Here is an 18,570-nt window from a genome sequence, read left to right as displayed (position 1 = left end):
GCTCGAATGGACAATGCTACGCCAAGGAGCCCGGGCATGAAAAAGGAACACGAGATCGAACAAGGGCTGCTCGAAAAGCTGCAAGCCCTCAAATACACCTACCGCCCCGACATCCGCGGCCGCGAGGCGCTCGAGCGTAACTTCCGGGAGAAGTTCGAGGCGCTCAACCGCGTCCGGCTCACGGACGCCGAGTTCGCGCGGCTCCTCGACGAGATCGTATCGCCCGACGTCTTCGCCTGTTCCGATCGACTTCGCCACCGCAACACCTTCCAGCGCGAGGACGGCACGCCCCTGCACTACCAGCTCGTCAACCTCAAGGACTGGTGCAAGAACGAGTTCGAGGTGGTCAGCCAGCTCCGCATCAACACCCGCTCGAGCTTCCACCGCTACGACGTGATCCTGCTCGTGAACGGCCTGCCCCTCGCCCAGATCGAACTCAAGTCGCTCCAGGTCAGCCCCCGCCGGGCCATGCAGCAGATCGTCGAGTACAAGCAGGATGCGGGCAACGGCTACACGAATACCCTGCTCTGTTTCATGCAGCTTTTCATCGTCAGCAACCGAAGCGCCACCTGGTACTTCGCCAACAACAACGACGAACATTTCCGCTTCGACGCCGACGAGCGCTTCCTGCCCATCTACCAGTGGGCCACGTCGGACAACAAAAAGGTGACCCACCTCGACGATTTCGCAGAGGATTTTCTGGCCAAATGCACCCTCGCCGAGATGATCAGCCGCTACATGGTGCTCATCCAGACCGAGCGCCGGCTCGTAATGATGCGCCCGTATCAGATCTATGCGGTCAAGGCGATCGTCGATTGCATTCACGAGCACCGCGGCAACGGCTATATCTGGCACACCACCGGCTCGGGCAAGACGCTGACCTCGTTCAAGGCCTCGACCCTGCTCAAAGACAACCCCGACGTCGAAAAGGTGCTCTTTGTCGTGGACCGCAAGGACCTCGACCGCCAGACCCGCGAGGAGTTCAACCGCTTCCAGCCGCGTTGCGTCGAGGAGAACACCGACACCGAAACCCTGGTGCGGCGCCTCCTCTCGGACGACTACGCCGACAAGGTGATCGTCACCACCATCCAGAAGCTGGGCCTGGCGCTCGACGCCGACCACCGCAAGGAATACCGCAAGCGCCTCGAGCCCCTGCGAGATAAGCGTATGGTGTTCATTTTCGACGAGTGCCACCGCTCTCAGTTCGGCGAAAACCACCGGGCCATTCGCGAGTTCTTTCCTAAGGCGCAGCTCTTTGGCTTTACCGGCACCCCCATCTTCGAGCCCAACGCCACCTACAAGACCATCGAAGGCCAGGAAGCCCGCATGGTCACCACCGCCGACGTCTTCGGCAACCAGCTCCACGCCTACACCATCACCCACGCTATCGAAGACGGCAACGTGCTGCGCTTTCATGTGGATTACTACAAACCCGAGGGCGCGCCCGTAAGGCCCGGCGAAACGCTCGCCAAGCAAAAGGTGGTCGAGGCCATCCTGGAAAAGCACGACGCCGCAACCAGCGCGCGCCGGTTCAATGCGCTGCTTGCCACCGCCAGCATCGACGACGCCATCGAGTACTACCGGCTCTTTCGGGAGGTCCAGGCCCGCCGGCAGCAGGAAGACCCCGACTTCCAGCCGCTGAACGTGGCCTGTGTCTTCTCCCCACCGGCGGGCGGCAACCGCGACATTGCCCAGCTGCAAGAGGACTTGCCCCAGGAGCAGCTCGACAACCGCAAAGATCCAGACAAGAAACGGGAAGCGCTCAAAGAGATCATCGCCGACTACAACGCCCGCTACGGCACCAACTTTTCTTTGGATACCTTCGACCTCTATTACCAGGACATCCAAAAGCGCATTAAAGACCATAAGTACCCCAACCGCGACCTGCCGCGCGAGCAGAAGATCGATCTCACCATCGTGGTGGACATGCTGCTGACCGGCTTCGATTCGCAGTATTTGAACACGCTGTACGCGGATAAGAACCTCAAGCACCACGGCCTGATTCAGGCCTTTTCGCGCACCAACCGGGTGCTCAACGACTCCAAGCCCTACGGCAACATCCTCGACTTCCGCGCCCAGAAGGAGGCCGTGGACGAGGCCATCACGCTCTTTTCCGGCGAGGCCGGTGAGCGCGCCCGCGAGATCTGGCTGGTGGACCCGGCCCCGGTGGTGGTGGGCAGGCTCTCCGAGGCGGTGCAGAAGCTCCAGGAGTTCATGCAATCCCAAGGGCTGGCATGCCAACCCGAGGAGGTGGCCAACCTCAAGGGCGACGAGGCCCGCGCGGCCTTCATCAACCACTTCAAGGAGGTGCAGCGCCTGCGCACCCAGCTCGACCAGTACACCGACCTGGACGCAGCCACCCGCACCCAGATCGAGGACGTCCTGCCAGGCGATACCCTGCGCGCCTTCCAGGGGGTTTACTTGGATGTAGCCGCCCGGCTCAAAGCCGAGCAGGGCAAGGCCGCTGACCCCGCCGACCCCGTTCAGCAGCTTGATTTCGAGTTTGTGCTGTTCGACTCGGCGCTCATCGACTACGACTACATCATGAAGCTCATCGAGCGCTTTAGCGCCAAGGGACCCAAAAAGCAGAAGATGACCCGCGACGAGCTGATCGGGCTCTTGCGCAGCAACGCCAAGTTCCTCGACGAGCGCGAGGAGATCATCGAGTATGTGAACACCCTGAAGGAGGGCGAGGGCCTCAGCGAGCAGCAGATCCGCGAGGGCTACGAGCGCTTCAAGGCCGAGAAATACGCGCGAGCCGTGGCCGAGATCGCCGCCCGGCACGGCCTGGCGACCGAGGCGCTCCAGGGCTTCATCGACGGCATCCTGCGCCGCATGATCTTCGACCCCGACGCCCTCACCGAGCTAATGAAGCCGCTCGGCCTGGGCTGGAAGGCTCGGGCGCAAAAGGAACTGGCGCTAATGGAGGATCTCGCGCCGCTCCTTAGGAAGCTCGCCCAGGGCAAGGAGATTTCGGGAATTGAGAGTTATGAGTTATGAGTGATGGACGCAAGAGTGTGATTAGAGAAAAGTCCTTTGCGTTCGCGCTGAGGATTGTCAGGTTGTGCAGGATGTTGGAGAGCGAGCACAGAGAGCGGGTATTGGGCAAGCAGCTGTTGCGCAGCGGTACCGCCATTGGTGCGCTGGTGCGGGAAGCGGAGTACGCGGAAAGTAAGGCCGACTTTATTCACAAGATGTCCATCGCCCAGAAAGAAGCCGGAGAAACCGCCTATTGGCTGGAACTCTGCACCACTCCGGTCTTTTGGGCGATAAAGAGTTCGCTTCCATCATTCAAGACCAATCAGAGATAGCGAAGATCCTCGCCTCGATCATTTTGACATCGAAAGGAGTCAGGAAGTGAATTATGAATTATGAGTTATGAGTTATGAGAGCTGGTGCAAAACGGCTATGTGCGATAGACGGTGAAGAGGCAAGGGCTATGACTTGCAGTTTGGCTATTCCTAAGCGTCATCAACTTCACAAATATGAAAGATATGAAACCTAACACTCATCATTCACCACTCACCACTCATCATTCATCACTCGCTCCCGCGCTGCGCTTCCCCGAGTTCCGCGACGCCGGGCCGTGGGAGGTGAAGCAGTTGGGGGACCTCTGTGATATGCGAGCTGGAAGTTTCGTGGCGGCAGCGGAAATCCATTCGGAGCCTGGGGATGGCCTTTATCCGTGTTACGGCGCCAATGGCCTGCGCGGCTACACTCGATCATATACGCATACCGGGGCCTATTCCCTGATTGGTCGTCAGGGTGCATATTGTGGAAACGTTCAATTCGTTGAAGGCAGTTTTCACGCGACAGAGCATGCGGTAGTTGTCTCACTGAAACAACGTGCTAACACTCGGTTCTTTTATTATCGGCTTGTCAAGGCCGACTTGCCACGGCTTGCGACGGGGCAAGCACAACCGGGCCTATCTGTAGGTAGGTTGGAGGGACTTCCAGTTTCGTTTCCAACGCTGGCAGAACAACAAAAAATCGCCGACTGCCTGTCATCGCTGGATGAGCTGATCGAGCTTCAGGCGAAGAAGCTCGAGGCCCTCCAGGCCCACAAGAAAGGGCTGATGCAGCAGCTCTTCCCCCGCGAGGGCGAAACCACCCCCCGCCTGCGCTTCCCCGAGTTCCGCGACGCCGGGCCGTGGGAGGTGAAACGGCTTGGAGAACTTGCGCGCGAGCTCTTAGATGGGGACTGGATTGAGTCGAAAGATCAGTCGCTTGATGGCATTCGATTGATCCAAACAGGTAACATCGGACTCGGTATATATATCGACAACGCTGATAAGGTTCGTTTCATTTCTGAAGATACATTTGAGCGCCTTAAATGCTCTGAAGTCTTTCCGGGGGACCTATTGATTTCTAGGCTCCCAGATCCAGCAGGACGCTGCTGTTTGATTCCCAATATTGGGAAAAGGATGATAACCGCCGTGGACTGCACGATCGTACGGTTAGACCAGCAGAAGGCAATTCCATATTTCTGCCTCTCATATTGCCAAACAGATCGATACTTCCAGGAAGTAGGAACTCTATCTGCTGGCTCCACGCGAAAGCGCATTAGCCGACAAAACCTTGGGGATGTTCGGATCCCCACCCCAAAACTCTCCGAACAACAAAAAATCGCCGACTGCCTGTCATCGCTGGATGAGCTGATCGAGCTTCAGGCGAGGAAGCTCGAGGCCCTCAAAGCCCACAAGAAAGGGCTGATGCAGCAACTGTTTCCAAATTGTGAATTATGAATTACGAGTTATGAGCTGTCAGATGCTTAGAGGTGTACAACAATGAAAAGGAAAAACGAACAACCGAACCATTCATCATTCACCACTTATAATTCATCATTAGGCAAGACGCTCTGGGCCATCGCCGACAAACTGCGCGGCGCGATGAACGCCGACGACTTCCGCGACTACATGCTGGCCTTCCTCTTTTTGCGCTATCTCTCGGACAACTACGAGGAGGCCGCCAAACGGGAATTGGGGAGCGACTGGCCCGAGCTTGCCCCAGACGACCGGCGTTCGCCGCTGGCGGTGTGGTACGAAAAGAACCCGGACGACGTCCCGACCTTCGAGGACGTGATGCGCCGCAAGGTGCACTACGTCATCAAACCCGAGTACCTCTGGAGCAGCATCGCCGAGATGGCCCGCACCCAGGATGCCGAACTGCTGCACACGCTGCAAAAAGGCTTCAAGTTCATCGAGAACGAATCCTTTGGCAGCAGTTTCCAGGGGCTGTTCTCGGAGATCAACCTCGACTCGGACAAGCTCGGCAAAACCTACACCCAGCGCAACGAGCGGCTGTGCGCCATCATCGGGCGGATCGCCGAAGGCTTGGCGGAGTTTCCCCACGAGCGCGATCTCTTGGGCGATGCCTACGAGTACCTGATCGGGCAGTTCGCCGCCGGGAGCGGCAAAAAGGCCGGCGAGTTCTACACCCCGCAGCAGATCTCGAGCATCCTCTCGGGCATCGTCTCGCTCGACGCCCAGGATCCGGCGAACGGCAAGCGGGAGAAGCTCGGCAGGGTGCTGGATTTCGCCTGCGGGTCCGGCTCGCTGCTCCTCAACGTGCGCCGCCGGATGGGCAAGGACGGCGTGGGCAAGCTCTACGGCCAGGAGAAGAACATCACCACCTACAACCTGGCCCGCATGAACATGCTGCTGCACGGCGTGCGCGATACCGAGTTCGAGATCTTCCACGGCGATACACTCACCAACGAGTGGCCGCTCCTGCGCGAGGAGAACCCGGCCAAGAAGATCGAATTTGACGCGGTGGTGGCCAATCCTCCCTTTAGCTACCGCTGGGAGCCCAGCGAAGCCCTGGCGGAGGATTTCCGCTTCAAGGGGTACGGGCTGGCCCCCAAATCGGCGGCGGATTTTGCGTTCCTCCTGCACGGCTTCCACTTCCTGCACCGTGAGGGGACCATGGCCATCATCATGCCGCACGGGGTGCTCTTTCGCGGCAATAGCGAAGCCAGGATCCGGAAGAAACTCCTGGAGGACAACCACATCGACGCGGTCATCGGCCTGCCGGCGAATCTGTTTTACTCCACCGGCATCCCGGTGTGCATCCTGGTGCTCAAGAAGTGTAAGAAGTTCGACGACGTGCTCTTTATCAACGCGGCGGAACACTACCAAAAAGGGAAACGGCAAAACGTGCTGCTTCCCGAACACGTGGAAAAGATCGTCGAAACCTACCAGCACCGCAGGGGGGAACCACACTATTCCCGCCGGGTGAGTATGGAGGAAATCGAGCAGAACGACTTCAAACTCAACATCACCCGCTACGTGAGCACGGCGCAGGCCGAAGCCGAAATCGATCTGAAGCAGGTGCACCGTGAAATTGCCGATCTCACGCACAAAATCGAGGCCGCCCGGACGCGGCACAATGCCTTTCTCAAGGAATTGGGGCTGCCGGAGTTGCCATGAACACCGGTGACACATTTCGGATACAAAGGCCAAAGCGCTCCTGGACTGGCTCTACCGTCTCCAGGCCGAGGAAGGCGACCCGGAGCTCAAGACGCTGGTGTTCACCGAGTTCGTTCCCACCCAGGAGATGTTGCGTCGGTTCCTGACTGAGCGCGGGTTTTCGGTCGTCTGCCTGAACGGCTCCATGGACATGGAAGAGCGTAAGCGAGTCCAGGAGGCATTCGCCAAGGATTCGTATTCTCATCTCCACCGACGCCGGTGGGGAGGGCTTGAACCTCCCGTTTTGCCACGTGGTGATCCACTACGACATAGCTTGGAACGCGATGCGTCTGGAACCGCGGATCGGCCGGGGGGATCGTATCGGTCAGGCCCATGCGGTGCGCGCGGTCAACTTCGTCTTCGAAGATTCGGTTGAACATCGCGTTCTCCAGGTGCTGGAGGAGAAGCTGGCCATCATCTTCAAAGAGTTCGGCATCGATAAGACGGGTGATGTGCTCGACTCGGCCCAGGCGGGACAGATCTTTGATGACTTGTATATGGAGGCTATTCTCAATCCCGATGCAGTGGCGACGAAGGTCGACCAGGCTGTCAGGAGCATCCAGGAACAGGCCCGTGCTGTGCGGGAGAGCGCCTCTGTGCTTGGATCAACCGAGGACCTGAACCCGGTTGAGGCCCAGCGGTTACAGGCCCATCCGCTTCCGTATTGGGTCGAACGGATGACGATGAGTTATCTCCGAGCTCACGGCGGTAAAGCGGAAAAGAAGCACGATGCCTGGAATCTAACCTGGCCTGACGGCGCAATAATGACCGGCGTCGTCTTTACCGGCAAGGAGGCGGAAAAGGGGCGGGCCGTCCGTTACGTGACCTTGGAAGACCCCAAGGTCCGTGGCCTGACCATGCGGCTTTCCCGGTTCGTTCCGGGGCAACCGGTACCGGTCATCACCCTCCCTGAACTGGCCGCGGAGATCACAGGTCTCTGGTCGCCCTGGCGGGTCTCCATCGCCACTGCCGATTGGGCCCGCCGCCGGATTATGCCCCTTTTCCTGTCTGACGACGGCCGGGTATTCCTACCGACTGCCCGGCACATTTGGGATCGCCTCTTGACCACCGCACCGGTCATCCTCCGTCATCTGGATGGCGAGACAGCGCAGCAGGCCTTCGAGCGGCTCCGGAAGGTGGCAGAAGGACAGGGGCAGACGATCTACGAGGAACTGATCCAGGCGCACCGGGCCCGCCTGGCGCGGGAACAGGAAAAAGGCGAGTATGCCTTCGCTGCCCGCCGCCGGGCCATCGAGCGCATCGGCTTGCCCCAGGTTCGCCACCATCGCTTGCGTCTTTTGGAACAAGAGGAACAGCGCTTCAGGAAAGAACTCCAGCGGCGGGCGAAGGTCATGCCGGAGCTGGTGCCCTTGCTGCTCGTTCGTGTGGAAGGTGGAAGGCATGAGTAGCTGGCGTGATCAGATCCTCAAAGAATTTACACCTCAGGTCGCCCGGCTGACCCTGGTCGCAGACCCCGACGGCCTGCTCCTGGAAGAGGGTGTGCTTGAGGGTATACGGGAACGGGGTTTTGAGCTGATCCCCTTTGATGATCACGTTGCCTTTCGCTATGCTTACGAATCCAGGTTTCGCTCCCGGTGGGACCATGGTGAAGAGACCGATCTGGTAGTGGTGTTGCGGTCGCCGTCGAGCGACCTCGCTGCTTTGCCCTACGACCTGTTACAGGCTGGCCGCCAACTTTCTTTCAACCTGGGCGATCTCTTCCCCAACCTCAGCTATCCCGTCCTCGCGGCCCTTGACCGGGCCGATCTGGATGCGTTATACGAGGCACAGACTAGGTATGCGCCGGGTCCGCTGGGTGATAATGCCACGAAGGAATTTGTCTTGCGCCACGTCTTCGAGATCGCGCCAGAACTTATTAGAAAACCGTCGGACCTACTTAAGGTTCTCCTACGTCGCCATTACCGTCGGCAACGCATCCCGGCCATTCTCGATGAACGCCTGATCCAGGTACTCCGTTTGTCAGGCCTGTTTGATGACTGGCCGCTGGAGAGGATTGTCCCGGATCGCGAGGCCTTCTTTGCCTTCCTCCAGGAGCGTTGGCCGGCCTTCCTGGATCGCTGGGTGGCGCGGGAGGATGCATTCCATGAGGATACCCCTGGGTATGGCCTTGAGTTTTCAGGGCCGACGGACCTGCCCTTTGACCATGACGACGTCCGCGTCTATCTCGATAACCTCTTCTTTGATGGAATTCTCCAACCGGTTCCCCATCCCAGCGCGGAATCTCTCGCCAAAAGTTGGGTGAGCATGGGTATTGTCCATTCAAAAACCCTGGACCGCCGGCGGCGCATAAAAGGGCTTTTGGACTCGGTTGAGAACACCATTCCTCAAAACGATGCCCGCCATTCGGACTGGTTTTCCTTTGCCTACCGGTGGGCGGAGCTCGTCGCCCTGGGGTTGGAGTCAGACGATGAGACGCCCGAAGGAGAGGAAGACCGGCAGCGCGTGGAAACTTTAAGACCTCAGATCGATTCTGCACTTGCCACCTGGGTGCTGAAGCGCTATGCCGGCCTCATCAGCCTGCCGCCCATACCCCCGGCGATGCTGCATCACATCCCGCGGTTTCTCGTCCGCAGCTTGATGGACGACCCGCGGGCCAAAGTGGCCTTTCTCCTGGTGGACGGGCTTTCCTTGGATCAGTGGGTTATCTTGCGCACGGTCTTGGGGGAACAGGATGCTCGGCTGCGCTTTCACGAGAGTGCCGTATTCGCCTGGATTCCCACCATCACCTCGGTTTCCCGGCAGGCGGCCTTTGCGGGGAAACCGCCGCTCTATTTCCCGGCAAGCATCTATATCACCGATAAGGAGCCGGTACTGTGGACCCAATTCTGGGTGGATCAGGGGCTGAAACAGCATGAGGTGGCATATGCCAAAGGTCCGGGCGACCTGTCTGCCGGCCAGGCAGGTGGGGATCTGGACCGGATCTCCGAACTGCTGGCCGATACCCGGCTGCGCGTCGTCGGCCTGGTCGTCGATAAAGTCGATAAGATCATGCACGGCATGGAATTGGGCACGGCCGGCATGCACAACCAGGTTCGGCAATGGGCCAGGCAGGGCTTCTTGCGGCACCTTCTTGAACTTCTTTTAGACAGAGGGTTTCTCGTCTACCTGGCCTCGGATCACGGCAACATCGAGGCGACAGGCTGCGGACGGCCTGCGGAAGGGGCGGTGGCCGACCTCCGTGGCGAACGCGTCCGTGTTTACTCCGATCCGCAGCTTCGGGGTGAGGTTAAGAAACGTTTTCCGAACGCCCTGGAATGGCCACCCCTCGGTTTGCCCGTGGATTACCTACCGCTCGTCGCACCCGACCGCGCCGCCTTTGTCCGGGAAGCGGAACGTCTCGTGGGCCATGGGGGCATCAGTGTCGAGGAATTGCTCGTACCGTTTATCCAAATAGACAGGAGAGACCGATGATCACACGCAGCACTCAGATCGGCTTTAGCCAGCGCGTCCGCCTGGAGTGGTTGGAGAGGACGGCCAACCTGGTGCTGGCTGGGAACGACAAGGAATCGATTTACAGCGCCCTCCAGGAGCTGCTCCACGACAAGCTCTCCGTGGGAGGGAATGCCGAACGTGGCAATAGAGAAAAGGTTATAACTATCCTGATGAAGATCTGGGTAAATCCCTCGGTCGGCTTGCGTCCCCTCCAGAGCGATGGGCTGAAGCTTCTTTCCAGCCTGCCACGGGAGGACCATATCGTTGTTCACTGGGGCATGACCATGGCGGTTTATCCCTTCTGGGGGGCGGTCGCGGCCATTGTTGGCCGGCTGCTCCGGCTCCAGGGAACGGCCAGCCACGCCCAAGTGCGCCGACGCGTGATGGAACAATATGGCCAACGCCCTACGGTCAAAGATTCTGTCCGCCGGGTCCTGCGCTCCATGGTTGATTGGGGCGTCTTGCGAGACGCGAAGACGCAGGACGCTCGACGCGCCGACGGCACCTACGTGCCGGGACGTTCACTCGCCATCACCCAGGTCGAGCTTATTGCCTGGTTGGTCGAGGCCTTCTTGCACGCTCACCCCAATGGCTCTGTGGCCCTAGAAACGTTCCTCGATTCCACGAGCCTGTTCCCGTTCCGCCTCAAGCCTGTTTCAGCGGCTCATCTGGTCGCGGTCTCCAGGCGGCTCGATGTGTTGCGACACGGCCTTGACCAGGACTTGATCATGCTCCGCACGCCTGTCTGCTGTGACGCTCGCGGCGCAGGCAGAGAACGCCTGCCAGCGACGAAGGGAGGCGGATCATGAGCTTTCGCTTCTGGAGACGAATTAGGATCGCACCGGGCATGATCCTCACAAATCGGCAGGAGAGCCGATTTAGACGGCCGCAGGCCGCCCCGAAGGGCGCGCGCGAGCCAGGGACGGCGAGCGTCAACGTCTCCCGGAAGGTTGTGTGGTTGGCCGAAGGTATCGAGAATGAGACGCCGTCTACACCGCTCTGCTGCTTTACAAGGCCAGGGCCTTGCATGGTTTCGGGCCCCTGGACGCGGCGCGTGTGCCGTTGATATTTTGTCGTGAATATCTATCGTAAGAGACATAGACCTTGACCAGATAAGGAGAATTCAACATGTTGAGAAGGCAAATACGTGAGGGGGGTGTTTTGGCTGGGCGCTGTTGACTGGGACAGACGCCTTTTTGACTCTCTCATCCCGCTTCCAGAGGGCACGAGCTACAATGCCTACCTGATTCAAGGGAGCGAAAAAAACGCCTTGCTGGACACTGTCGATCCGCCGATGGCTGATGAACTGATGGCGCAACTGACGGATGTGGACAAGATCGACCTTGTTGTCTCTCATCACGCCGAGCAGGACCACTCGGGCACTATTCCTCGTGTTCTTGAGCGGTTCCCGGAAGCAAAGGTTGTTGTGACGCCCAAGGCCAAAGGAATGCTCATGGACCTCTTGAATATCCCTGAAAATGCCTTTATCACCGTCGAAGACGGCGAAAGGTTATCCCTCGGAGGCAAGACGCTCAGGTTCATACATACTCCTTGGGTGCATTGGCCCGAAACCATGGTGACCTACCTGGAAGAAGATCGCATCCTTTTCAGCTGTGATTTTTTCGGTTCACATATCGCAACAACTGATCTTTTCGTGACCGACCGAGGGCGTGTTTACGAGGCTGCCAAACGATACTTTGCCGAAATCATGATGCCCTTCCGGAGTATGATCGAGAAAAATGTCAAGAAACTCGAAGGGTACGACATCCAGATGATCGCCCCAAGCCATGGCCAGATCTACGATGACCCATCCTGGATCATGGATGCCTACCGAGAATGGACAGTGGCACCTCCCCGCAACTTGGTTGCGTTCTCTTTTGTGTCCATGCACGGCAGTACTCGAAAGATGGTCGATCACCTGGTGTCCAGGCTGGTGGAGAACGGGGTACGTGTGGAACTGTTCAACTTGGCCGTTGCTGACATAGGAAAGCTGGCCATGGTGCTTGTGGATGCGGCGACAATCGTCATCGGAGTTCCTACGGTCCTGGCCGGCCCCCATCCCCTGGCGCTCTATGCCACGTTTCTCGCCAACGCCCTGCGGCCGAAGGCGGAATTTGTCTCTATTATAGGATCATACGGATGGGGAGGAAAAACGGTTGAAATACTGGCGGGGATGATCCCAAACCTGAAGGTGGAGGTGCTCGAACCCGTTTTGTGTAAAGGACTGCCTAAAGACTCCGACTACACCGCCCTCACCCGTCTTGCCGATACAATAGCCCAAAAGCACAAAGAACGCGGTTTAGTGTAAGGTAAATCCATGAATGCGGTTTTTCACTACCCGTCGAACTGACCTCATGACTTATACCACGTACTGAAACGGAGAAGTTCGTGGCGCAGCTGGTTGTTCGAATCAAACGCGTCTATGACCGGTGGAGGAGGAAGACGGGATACGGATCCTGGTGGACCGAGTATGGCCTCGGGGTATGAGCAAGGAGCGACTGCACGCGGATTACTGGATGAAAGATGCGGCACCGAGTGCAGCTCTCCGGAAATTAAATCTTCGGTATCTTTCCGAGTTGGATGATAAGCCAGATATAATTCAATACTGGAATTAGCGGCAACCGGATCGGTGTTGGCCTTTTTCTGCACGAGATAATGTCACTCGCGCATAAAAAGGCGGGGTCGAAGGGTGGTTGAATCCCTAAACGAAAGGAGATACGTATGGACGCTATAAATGACCTTAAGAAGGAACACGAAGGAATACGGCTCATGCTGCAGGTGCTACAAGCTGTATCAAGGAAACTTGGCCGCGGTGAACGGATCAATGCCCAACACCTTGGTGGCATCATGGAGTTTCTCTCGATCTTTGTGGATAAATGCCACCATGGGAAAGAAGAAGAATTTCTCTTTCCGGCCTTGGAAGCAAGCGGCATTCCAAGGGAGGGCGGTCCGATAGGTGCCATGCTTGCTGAGCATGACCAAGGCCGCAGGATCGTTTCGGAACTCCGCGACGCCGTAAAAAGCTATAATTCGGGGGACAAATCCGCCGCAGACAGCATCAAGAGCCGTATCGACGCCTATGTAGAACTGCTGACACAACATATAGAAAAGGAAAACACCGTCCTTTTTGTAATGGCGGACGCGAGATTGGATACAGCCAAAGACAGTGAGCTCGTCAAGGCATTCGAACGACTTGAAAATGAACGCATCGGAGCGGGAAAACACGAAGAGTTTCATGAATTTTTGCATGAATTGGACCATGAGTACTTGGGCTGGGGGGGGGTAGACGGCAATGGGAAACATGCAACGTGGAACAGTGGGGAATAATAACCCACGCTTGCATCTAGGATTGATTTAAGAGCGGAGGAAGAGAATGTGAGCAAAAAGATTTACATTGATACGGAAGAATGTCTTGGTTGCCAAAGTTGTGTTGAACCTTGCCCCGATGTGTTTGGCTTCGATGATGGGGCAGAAAAGGCTTTTGTCATAATCGCCGAGGGAGGACCGGAAGTATTGATGAGGCCATTGAGTCATGCCCAGCAGGGTATATCCATGTGTAAAAAACAGGCTTTTTGTTTTGCATCGAATGATACGGCTGAACCAACGTATTCAATGTAAGAATACGGTCAACGGGCATCCTCGGGTCAAAAGAGGTCTTTTTGTATGCAACGCCGCTCATTGATCGACGGCCCGCCCTGATCAATAGCATCATCATCGTCATCGTCCAAAGAGAGACTGATCCTGCCATAGACGCCGTCATAACCAGGAGTTATATGCACATCACCCCTTCTCATCTTCATTATCCCCTTAAGTATCCGCTCAGGGACAAAAGATTTGAGCTCTTCCACCTCCTTCCATAAAAGTATATCCATTTCTGTCCCACCGATCTGTATGAGACGCCTATATTCTTTTCGCACAAAACCGGTTACGCTTTTTACCCCAAAGGCATCCGCTATGATCTCCTCTAGGGGGATTAGATGCACGCACGGCCTAGCTGAATCAGGGACAAAACCCTCCGGCCTGTTCGCCAGGGATTCGACCCTGTAAAGGACGCCAAGGGTCAGCGGGCCGCCGCAGACAGGGCAGATGCCGCTCGCGGCCCGACTTTCATCAGGACTGAACCGAACCCTGCAGGTCCTGTGGCCGTCCAGGTGGTATTTGCCTTCCTCAGGAAAAAATTCGATGGTGCCCTCAAGCCCGGACCTCGGGTCTTTTATTGCTAACATAATATCTTTATAGGTAAGCGGGCAGGAAAATACGTTGGACTCGCGACCGAGCCTTGATGGCGAATGGGCATCTGAGTTTGAAAGCAGCGCATATCCATCCAAGGCCGACAGCCGCCAGTTCATAGGTGGATCTGAGGAAAGGCCCGTCTCCAGGCAATGGATATGGCAGCTCTGTTCTTCAAAACACTCCTCTATCGAATCAAAGCCTGACTTTGCCCCAAATACAGAAAACCACGGCGTCCAGACATGGGCCGGGAGGACCAGGCAGTCCGGTGAGGCATCTTTGACTATCCTGACCAGGTCCTTTGCAGAAAAACCGAATATAGGCCTTCCGTCAGAGGCGATATTGCCAAGGAACGAAAAGCGCCTCTGGATATCTTCCGCCACCTCAAAACCTGGTGCAAATATCACAGTGTGTACCCGGCGACTCTTTCCACCTTGTGTAAATATATTCGAGACCTCAGAGGTCAGGATGAAGCGTGTCCCCTCTGGATCATCTTTTAGCACATAGATACCTGGTGTCCCCTCGATAAGCTGTTCTTTAAGTTCGGCAAGATAGCCGGGGTGCGTAAAATCCCCCGTCCCCACAAGGGCCAAGCCCTTTTCCTTTGCGGCCCTATTCATGGCGACCGGCCCCATGTCCTTGCTTGTGGCCCTGCTATAACGGGAATGGACGTGAAAATCTGCAAGAAAGATCGTCCGTTTCGATCTCCACTGCGACCTGAGGTAATTAGTCATCCGGCCCCCTTTTCCGTCCCGGCCGTCCATGAGGCAAGGACAGAGGCTATGGCTCTTATGGCCTTGGCAGCCTTCGAGTCGGGCGCGGTCTCATAAAACGGCCTCTGCTCCTTCACAGCCTTTGCAACAAGACTATCCCTCGGGACATGGCCTACATAATGGGTATTTACCCCCAAAAACCTCTTTATCACCTTAGAAAACCCCTCGTATATCTGAAGTCCTTCGCCCTCGTCCTTTACAAAATTGGAAATGAGATAAAAATCCTGCATGCCGTATTCGCGGTGCAAGACCTTGATAAGTGCATAGGCGTCTGTAAATGAGGTGGGATCCGGGGTAAAGATCACCATATTTTTTTTTGAAAAGGCATTAAACCAGAGCACCGATGGGCCGATACCTGCCGCCGTATCTATGATCACACAATCAAAACCGTGCATCAGCTCATTCAACACATCGCCTATTTGCCTTTGCTCCTCAGGCCCGAGATTTACCATATCGGGCACCCCTGAGCTTGCAGGTAGAACGCCGAGGTCTGGCCTTGGATAGACAATGACGCTCAGCGGGTCTGCAAGCCCGGCCATCACATCCCTGACAGTAACGCGGACCGTCAAGCCCAGCAGCACATCGATATTGGCAAGTCCCAAGTCCCCATCAACCAGCAGGCACCTTTTCCCTGCTGCCGCCAGGGCGAAGGAGGCGTTTACGGCAAGACTTGTCTTGCCCACCCCACCTTTTCCGCTGCTTATGGAGATAATCACTGGCAGGGTGGTTTCTCTAAGGCCGATCTCTTCGTTCATAATTGTTTTCCCCATCAAAATTTGAATTTATTGCAATTAATAGCAAGGGCCCTGCATTGCTACGGCCCCCCATGCCAAGCCCATGCCGGTCTTGATGTGTAGATCACCATGTGGGAAAGGCTGGCGCCTGCCATGTCACAAACCCGGCGGGGCCATGCCCCTGCACACCCCATCTGGCGACTGATCTAACCGACCGTTGTCATGCTTGTTGCAACGCATGAGCGCCTTCTTCTCATCGACACCAAGGGCGGTCTCATTCATAACCTTCCGCATCTCTCTGAAGCATACTCGGTCTCTTCCCTCCCTCTTTGCCGCAAGAAGCATCTCGTCGGCCGATTTTATAAAGGCCTCAGGCGAACTGAATTCATTCGCATGCCCAAAGACCTCTACACCGAAACTTGCAGTAAGGGATATTATAGAACCGTTTACATCAACAGGCGAGACGGCAAGTGCCTGCCTAAGGCGCTGGGCGCTCTTTACCGCCAGATTGAGCCTGGTGCCAGGAAGAACGATCGTGAACTCCTCCCCGCCATAGCGGCAGACTACGTCCATTCGTCTCACGTTTTTTCTCCAGATGCCCGCAGCCGCTCTGAGCGCCGCATTGCCGGCTTCATGGCCGTAAACGTCGTTTATCTTCTTAAAATGATCGAGATCGATCATGATGAGCGCGGTCGGGAGCCCGGTACGAAGCGTGCGCTCCATCTCGATATCCAGGGTTTTTATGAGATAATTGTAATTATAAAGCCCGGTGAGGCCGTCGGTCTCGGATAGGGACCTGAGACGCAGACACTCGTTTTTGAGATTTATAAACTCTTCGAGTATCAAACAATCATCCTTCCCTGCAGGGCAACGCATCATAAAAAACCTTCAAATGGTAAAACGGCAAGCCGTTCTTCTTTTTTATCTTACAATAAATTAATATAATCTATTATTGACCAATGGTCACTTAAGGTTTAGCTTATTTTAATATCATTTAATCTATCATCAAAAGGCTGTGGAAGGCTCGAGACAGATTCTGATCTTCGTGGTAATTTTTAATTCCAAAGGTTGTTGAAAGATATGCTGTTTGAAATTGACGCTTTTTTCTCGAACATCCCGGATAAAATAAAAGATCTCTTTGATGGCGGACCGCTGTGGAAGGCGCTTGACCTATTGAAAGGACATATAAGGAGGATTATAAGACCGAACCTACCGGATATAGGTGATATATTTCAGCCCGGCCTTCCACTTGCGTCTCATGTAATCCTGCTTCCAGAGGGCTTCCTGACAGAAGGGTTTGAGATCGTCTGCAACGATGAGACCGCTGGAAGGATCGAGGTCTGGATCGAGGGCGAAAGGGTGCCCAAGGCCTCTCTCATATGCGCCGGCGCAATATTTTCAAACGATCAGGTCCAGCTAGGAAGCGGCGTCGTCATAGAGCCTGGGGTAATGATCAAAGGGCCGACGGTTATAGATGACGGCGTCGAGATCAGGCAGGGGGCGTATATAAGGGGTGATTGCTTTATAGGCAGGGGCTGTATAATCGGCCACACAACAGAGATCAAGCACTCCATCCTGATGGACGGTGCCAAGGCGGGACATTTCGCTTACATAGGCGACAGTATTCTTGGAATGGATGTAAACCTTGGGGCCGGCGTCAAGCTCGCCAATCTTACCTTTTCCAAAGGAAATGTAATCGTAAAGACGGCGGATGGCCCAATTGATACAGGGAGACGCAAGCTTGGGGCCATACTTGGAGACAGCGTCCAGGCAGGCTGCAACAGCGTAACAAACCCTGGAGTGCTTTTAGGCCGCGGGTCGATTATTGCCCCGCTCGCCTCAGTAGCGCCAGGCATCTACAAACCACATTCGGCAATAAGATAATAAATTAAGATAATAGAAGATAGGCTGTTCAAAATTAAATAAAAAACCTAAGGAGCAACAAATGGGAAAAGACATGTCTTTTAGAACAAAATCATTGCTGTATCTCTTTTTTTTCATGTTGGTGGCGATCGTTTCCGCGGTGCAATATGCAAGCGCGGCGGACAAAAATGCCATACTAGCCGAGGTCGGGCCTTACAAACTCGATGCAAAGACGTTTGAAGAACAAATAAAATCCCTCCCACCCCAGTTGCAGATGATGGTGGCACAGAATCCGCAGGCAAAAGAACAGCTTGTGGAGAGATGGACGCAAATCACGCTCCTGGCTATGAAGGCGCGGGACATGAAGCTGGATCAGGATCCAGAGGTGAAATCGAGGATTGAGGACCTTAAGAACTCCCTTCTGGCCCAAGAGATCATCCGCAAGGAGATCGACAAGGATATACCTGTAAGCGATCAGGAGGCAAAGGAGTTCTATGAAAAAAACAAGGCCGAATTTAGCCAACCGGAGATGATCAAGGCCAGACACATCCTCATAAGACCTCAGGGCAATAGTGAAAAGGCATGGAAAGAAGCCGAGGCAAAGGCAAAGGATATAAAGAAAAAGCTTGAAAAGGGCGCTGACTTCGCGCAGCTTGCAAAACAATACTCGGAAGACCCTGGCACAAAAGATAAGGGTGGAGAGCTAGGCCTATTTCCAAAGGGTCGCATGGTGCCGGAATTTGAAAAGGCCGCCTTTGCCCTCAAGGTAGGCGAAATAAGCGCACCGGTGAAGACGCAGTTTGGATACCACATCATAAAGGTGGAAGAGAAAAAACCCGCTGAAACCAAACCACTAAAAGATGTAATGTCTCAGGTTAAACAGATGGTCAAGATGGAAAAGCAACAGAATGAGCTTGAGAAACTCATTGACCAGATAAAGACCAAATATCCGGTCAAGATACACAAAGACGCCATCTCGGCGCTCCAGGTGGAATCACCTGCACAGACACAGGCGGTGCCGCACCCAACCAAATCCAAATAGTTAGTTAA

General features: G+C 55.7%; 16 protein-coding genes and 1 pseudogene. 14 read left to right on the top strand and 3 right to left on the bottom strand.

Annotation, left to right across the window (positions count from 1 at the left end; all coding sequences use genetic code 11):
* Window positions 1–36: 36 nt before the first annotated feature.
* The 12 genes and pseudogenes from LGS26_RS01535 (at window position 37) to LGS26_RS01480 (ending at window position 13,538) form a co-directional block, all read left to right on the top strand.
* Window positions 37–3,000, top strand: a complete 2,964-nt coding sequence (locus tag LGS26_RS01535) for a type I restriction endonuclease subunit R (RefSeq protein WP_237888913.1) — start codon at window positions 37–39, stop codon at window positions 2,998–3,000.
* Window positions 2,997–3,311, top strand: a complete 315-nt coding sequence (locus LGS26_RS01530; RefSeq protein ID WP_330873312.1) for a four helix bundle protein — start codon at window positions 2,997–2,999, stop codon at window positions 3,309–3,311. The genes LGS26_RS01535 and LGS26_RS01530 overlap by 4 nt, the downstream gene beginning before the upstream one ends.
* Window positions 3,312–3,494: 183 nt before the next feature.
* Window positions 3,495–4,745 carry a restriction endonuclease subunit S gene (locus LGS26_RS01525; protein WP_237888912.1) on the top strand — a complete coding sequence of 417 codons (1,251 nt, stop codon included), beginning with the start codon at window positions 3,495–3,497 and terminating at the stop codon, window positions 4,743–4,745.
* A 42-nt stretch (window positions 4,746–4,787) separates the two neighbouring features.
* Window positions 4,788–6,428: a type I restriction-modification system subunit M gene (locus LGS26_RS01520; RefSeq protein WP_237888911.1), complete on the top strand. Its 1,641-nt coding sequence runs from the start codon at window positions 4,788–4,790 to the stop codon at window positions 6,426–6,428.
* 97 nt (window positions 6,429–6,525) lie between these two features.
* Window positions 6,526–7,876 (top strand): annotated as a pseudogene (locus LGS26_RS01515) (helicase-related protein).
* A complete protein-coding gene (gene pglZ / locus LGS26_RS01510; RefSeq protein ID WP_237888910.1) occupies window positions 7,869–9,899 on the top strand; it encodes a BREX-3 system phosphatase PglZ in 2,031 nt (676 codons plus the stop codon). Before LGS26_RS01515 ends, pglZ begins: the two are co-directional and overlap by 8 nt.
* Window positions 9,896–10,729: a hypothetical protein gene (locus LGS26_RS01505; RefSeq protein WP_237888909.1), complete on the top strand. Its 834-nt coding sequence runs from the start codon at window positions 9,896–9,898 to the stop codon at window positions 10,727–10,729. Before pglZ ends, LGS26_RS01505 begins: the two co-directional genes overlap by 4 nt.
* Window positions 10,726–10,986: a hypothetical protein gene (locus LGS26_RS01500; protein WP_237888908.1), complete on the top strand. Its 261-nt coding sequence runs from the start codon at window positions 10,726–10,728 to the stop codon at window positions 10,984–10,986. The genes LGS26_RS01505 and LGS26_RS01500 overlap by 4 nt, the downstream gene beginning before the upstream one ends.
* 81 nt (window positions 10,987–11,067) lie before the next feature.
* Complete coding sequence (locus tag LGS26_RS01495) at window positions 11,068–12,228, top strand: FprA family A-type flavoprotein (protein WP_237888907.1); 1,161 nt, start codon at window positions 11,068–11,070, stop codon at window positions 12,226–12,228.
* A gap of 175 nt (window positions 12,229–12,403) precedes the next feature.
* Window positions 12,404–12,535, top strand: coding sequence for a DUF488 family protein (locus LGS26_RS01490; protein WP_237889813.1), 132 nt, complete (start codon window positions 12,404–12,406; stop codon window positions 12,533–12,535).
* 106 nt (window positions 12,536–12,641) lie between these two features.
* Complete coding sequence (locus LGS26_RS01485) at window positions 12,642–13,247, top strand: hemerythrin domain-containing protein (RefSeq protein ID WP_237888906.1); 606 nt, start codon at window positions 12,642–12,644, stop codon at window positions 13,245–13,247.
* 48 nt (window positions 13,248–13,295) lie between these two features.
* On the top strand, window positions 13,296–13,538 hold the full coding sequence (locus LGS26_RS01480) for a ferredoxin (RefSeq protein WP_330873310.1): 243 nt from the start codon (window positions 13,296–13,298) through the stop codon (window positions 13,536–13,538).
* A gap of 26 nt (window positions 13,539–13,564) precedes the next feature.
* Here the strand turns inward: LGS26_RS01480 and LGS26_RS01475 are convergent, their stop codons facing one another.
* The 3 genes from LGS26_RS01475 to LGS26_RS01465 form a co-directional block, all read right to left on the bottom strand.
* A complete protein-coding gene (locus LGS26_RS01475; RefSeq protein WP_237888905.1) occupies window positions 13,565–14,884 on the bottom strand; it encodes an endonuclease Q family protein in 1,320 nt (439 codons plus the stop codon).
* Window positions 14,881–15,678, bottom strand: coding sequence for a MinD/ParA family protein (locus LGS26_RS01470; RefSeq protein WP_237888904.1), 798 nt, complete (start codon window positions 15,676–15,678; stop codon window positions 14,881–14,883). The genes LGS26_RS01475 and LGS26_RS01470 overlap by 4 nt, the downstream gene beginning before the upstream one ends.
* Before the next feature lie 135 nt (window positions 15,679–15,813).
* The gene (locus tag LGS26_RS01465; protein ID WP_237888903.1) at window positions 15,814–16,503 is read right to left on the bottom strand and encodes a GGDEF domain-containing protein; all 690 of its coding nucleotides are present in this window, start codon (window positions 16,501–16,503) and stop codon (window positions 15,814–15,816) included.
* Window positions 16,504–16,737: 234 nt separating this feature from the next.
* On the opposite strand from LGS26_RS01465, the gene LGS26_RS01460 reads away from it, so the two are divergent.
* Both LGS26_RS01460 and LGS26_RS01455 read left to right on the top strand, forming a co-directional pair.
* Window positions 16,738–17,541, top strand: coding sequence for an LbetaH domain-containing protein (locus LGS26_RS01460; protein WP_237888902.1), 804 nt, complete (start codon window positions 16,738–16,740; stop codon window positions 17,539–17,541).
* Window positions 17,542–17,602: 61 nt separating this feature from the next.
* Complete coding sequence (locus LGS26_RS01455; protein WP_237888901.1) at window positions 17,603–18,562, top strand: peptidylprolyl isomerase; 960 nt, start codon at window positions 17,603–17,605, stop codon at window positions 18,560–18,562.
* Window positions 18,563–18,570: the final 8 nt, after the last annotated feature.

Origin of the sequence: Dissulfurimicrobium hydrothermale (assembly GCF_022026155.1) — a bacterium.
GTDB classification, from domain to species: Bacteria; Desulfobacterota; Dissulfuribacteria; order Dissulfuribacterales; family Sh68; genus Dissulfurimicrobium; species Dissulfurimicrobium hydrothermale.
The sequence above is the reverse complement of the archived record's forward strand: the minus strand, read 5'-3'. Positions and strand labels throughout refer to the sequence as shown.

What these genes read in the sequence shown, in the direction of transcription:
- LGS26_RS01520 (WP_237888911.1), top strand. Translation starts at nt 4,788, where the DNA reads ATGAAAAGGAAAAACGAACAACCGAACCATTCATCATTCACCACTTAT.
- LGS26_RS01505 (WP_237888909.1), top strand. Translation starts at nt 9,896, where the DNA reads ATGATCACACGCAGCACTCAGATCGGCTTTAGCCAGCGCGTCCGCCTG.
- LGS26_RS01475 (WP_237888905.1), bottom strand. Translation starts at nt 14,884, where the DNA reads ATGACTAATTACCTCAGGTCGCAGTGGAGATCGAAACGGACGATCTTT.
- LGS26_RS01460 (WP_237888902.1), top strand. Translation starts at nt 16,738, where the DNA reads ATGCTGTTTGAAATTGACGCTTTTTTCTCGAACATCCCGGATAAAATA.
- pglZ (WP_237888910.1), top strand. Translation starts at nt 7,869, where the DNA reads ATGAGTAGCTGGCGTGATCAGATCCTCAAAGAATTTACACCTCAGGTC.
- LGS26_RS01500 (WP_237888908.1), top strand. Translation starts at nt 10,726, where the DNA reads ATGAGCTTTCGCTTCTGGAGACGAATTAGGATCGCACCGGGCATGATC.
- LGS26_RS01530 (WP_330873312.1), top strand. Translation starts at nt 2,997, where the DNA reads ATGAGTGATGGACGCAAGAGTGTGATTAGAGAAAAGTCCTTTGCGTTC.
- LGS26_RS01535 (WP_237888913.1), top strand. Translation starts at nt 37, where the DNA reads ATGAAAAAGGAACACGAGATCGAACAAGGGCTGCTCGAAAAGCTGCAA.
- LGS26_RS01490 (WP_237889813.1), top strand. Translation starts at nt 12,404, where the DNA reads ATGAGCAAGGAGCGACTGCACGCGGATTACTGGATGAAAGATGCGGCA.
- LGS26_RS01485 (WP_237888906.1), top strand. Translation starts at nt 12,642, where the DNA reads ATGGACGCTATAAATGACCTTAAGAAGGAACACGAAGGAATACGGCTC.
- LGS26_RS01525 (WP_237888912.1), top strand. Translation starts at nt 3,495, where the DNA reads ATGAAACCTAACACTCATCATTCACCACTCACCACTCATCATTCATCA.
- LGS26_RS01470 (WP_237888904.1), bottom strand. Translation starts at nt 15,678, where the DNA reads ATGAACGAAGAGATCGGCCTTAGAGAAACCACCCTGCCAGTGATTATC.
- LGS26_RS01455 (WP_237888901.1), top strand. Translation starts at nt 17,603, where the DNA reads ATGGGAAAAGACATGTCTTTTAGAACAAAATCATTGCTGTATCTCTTT.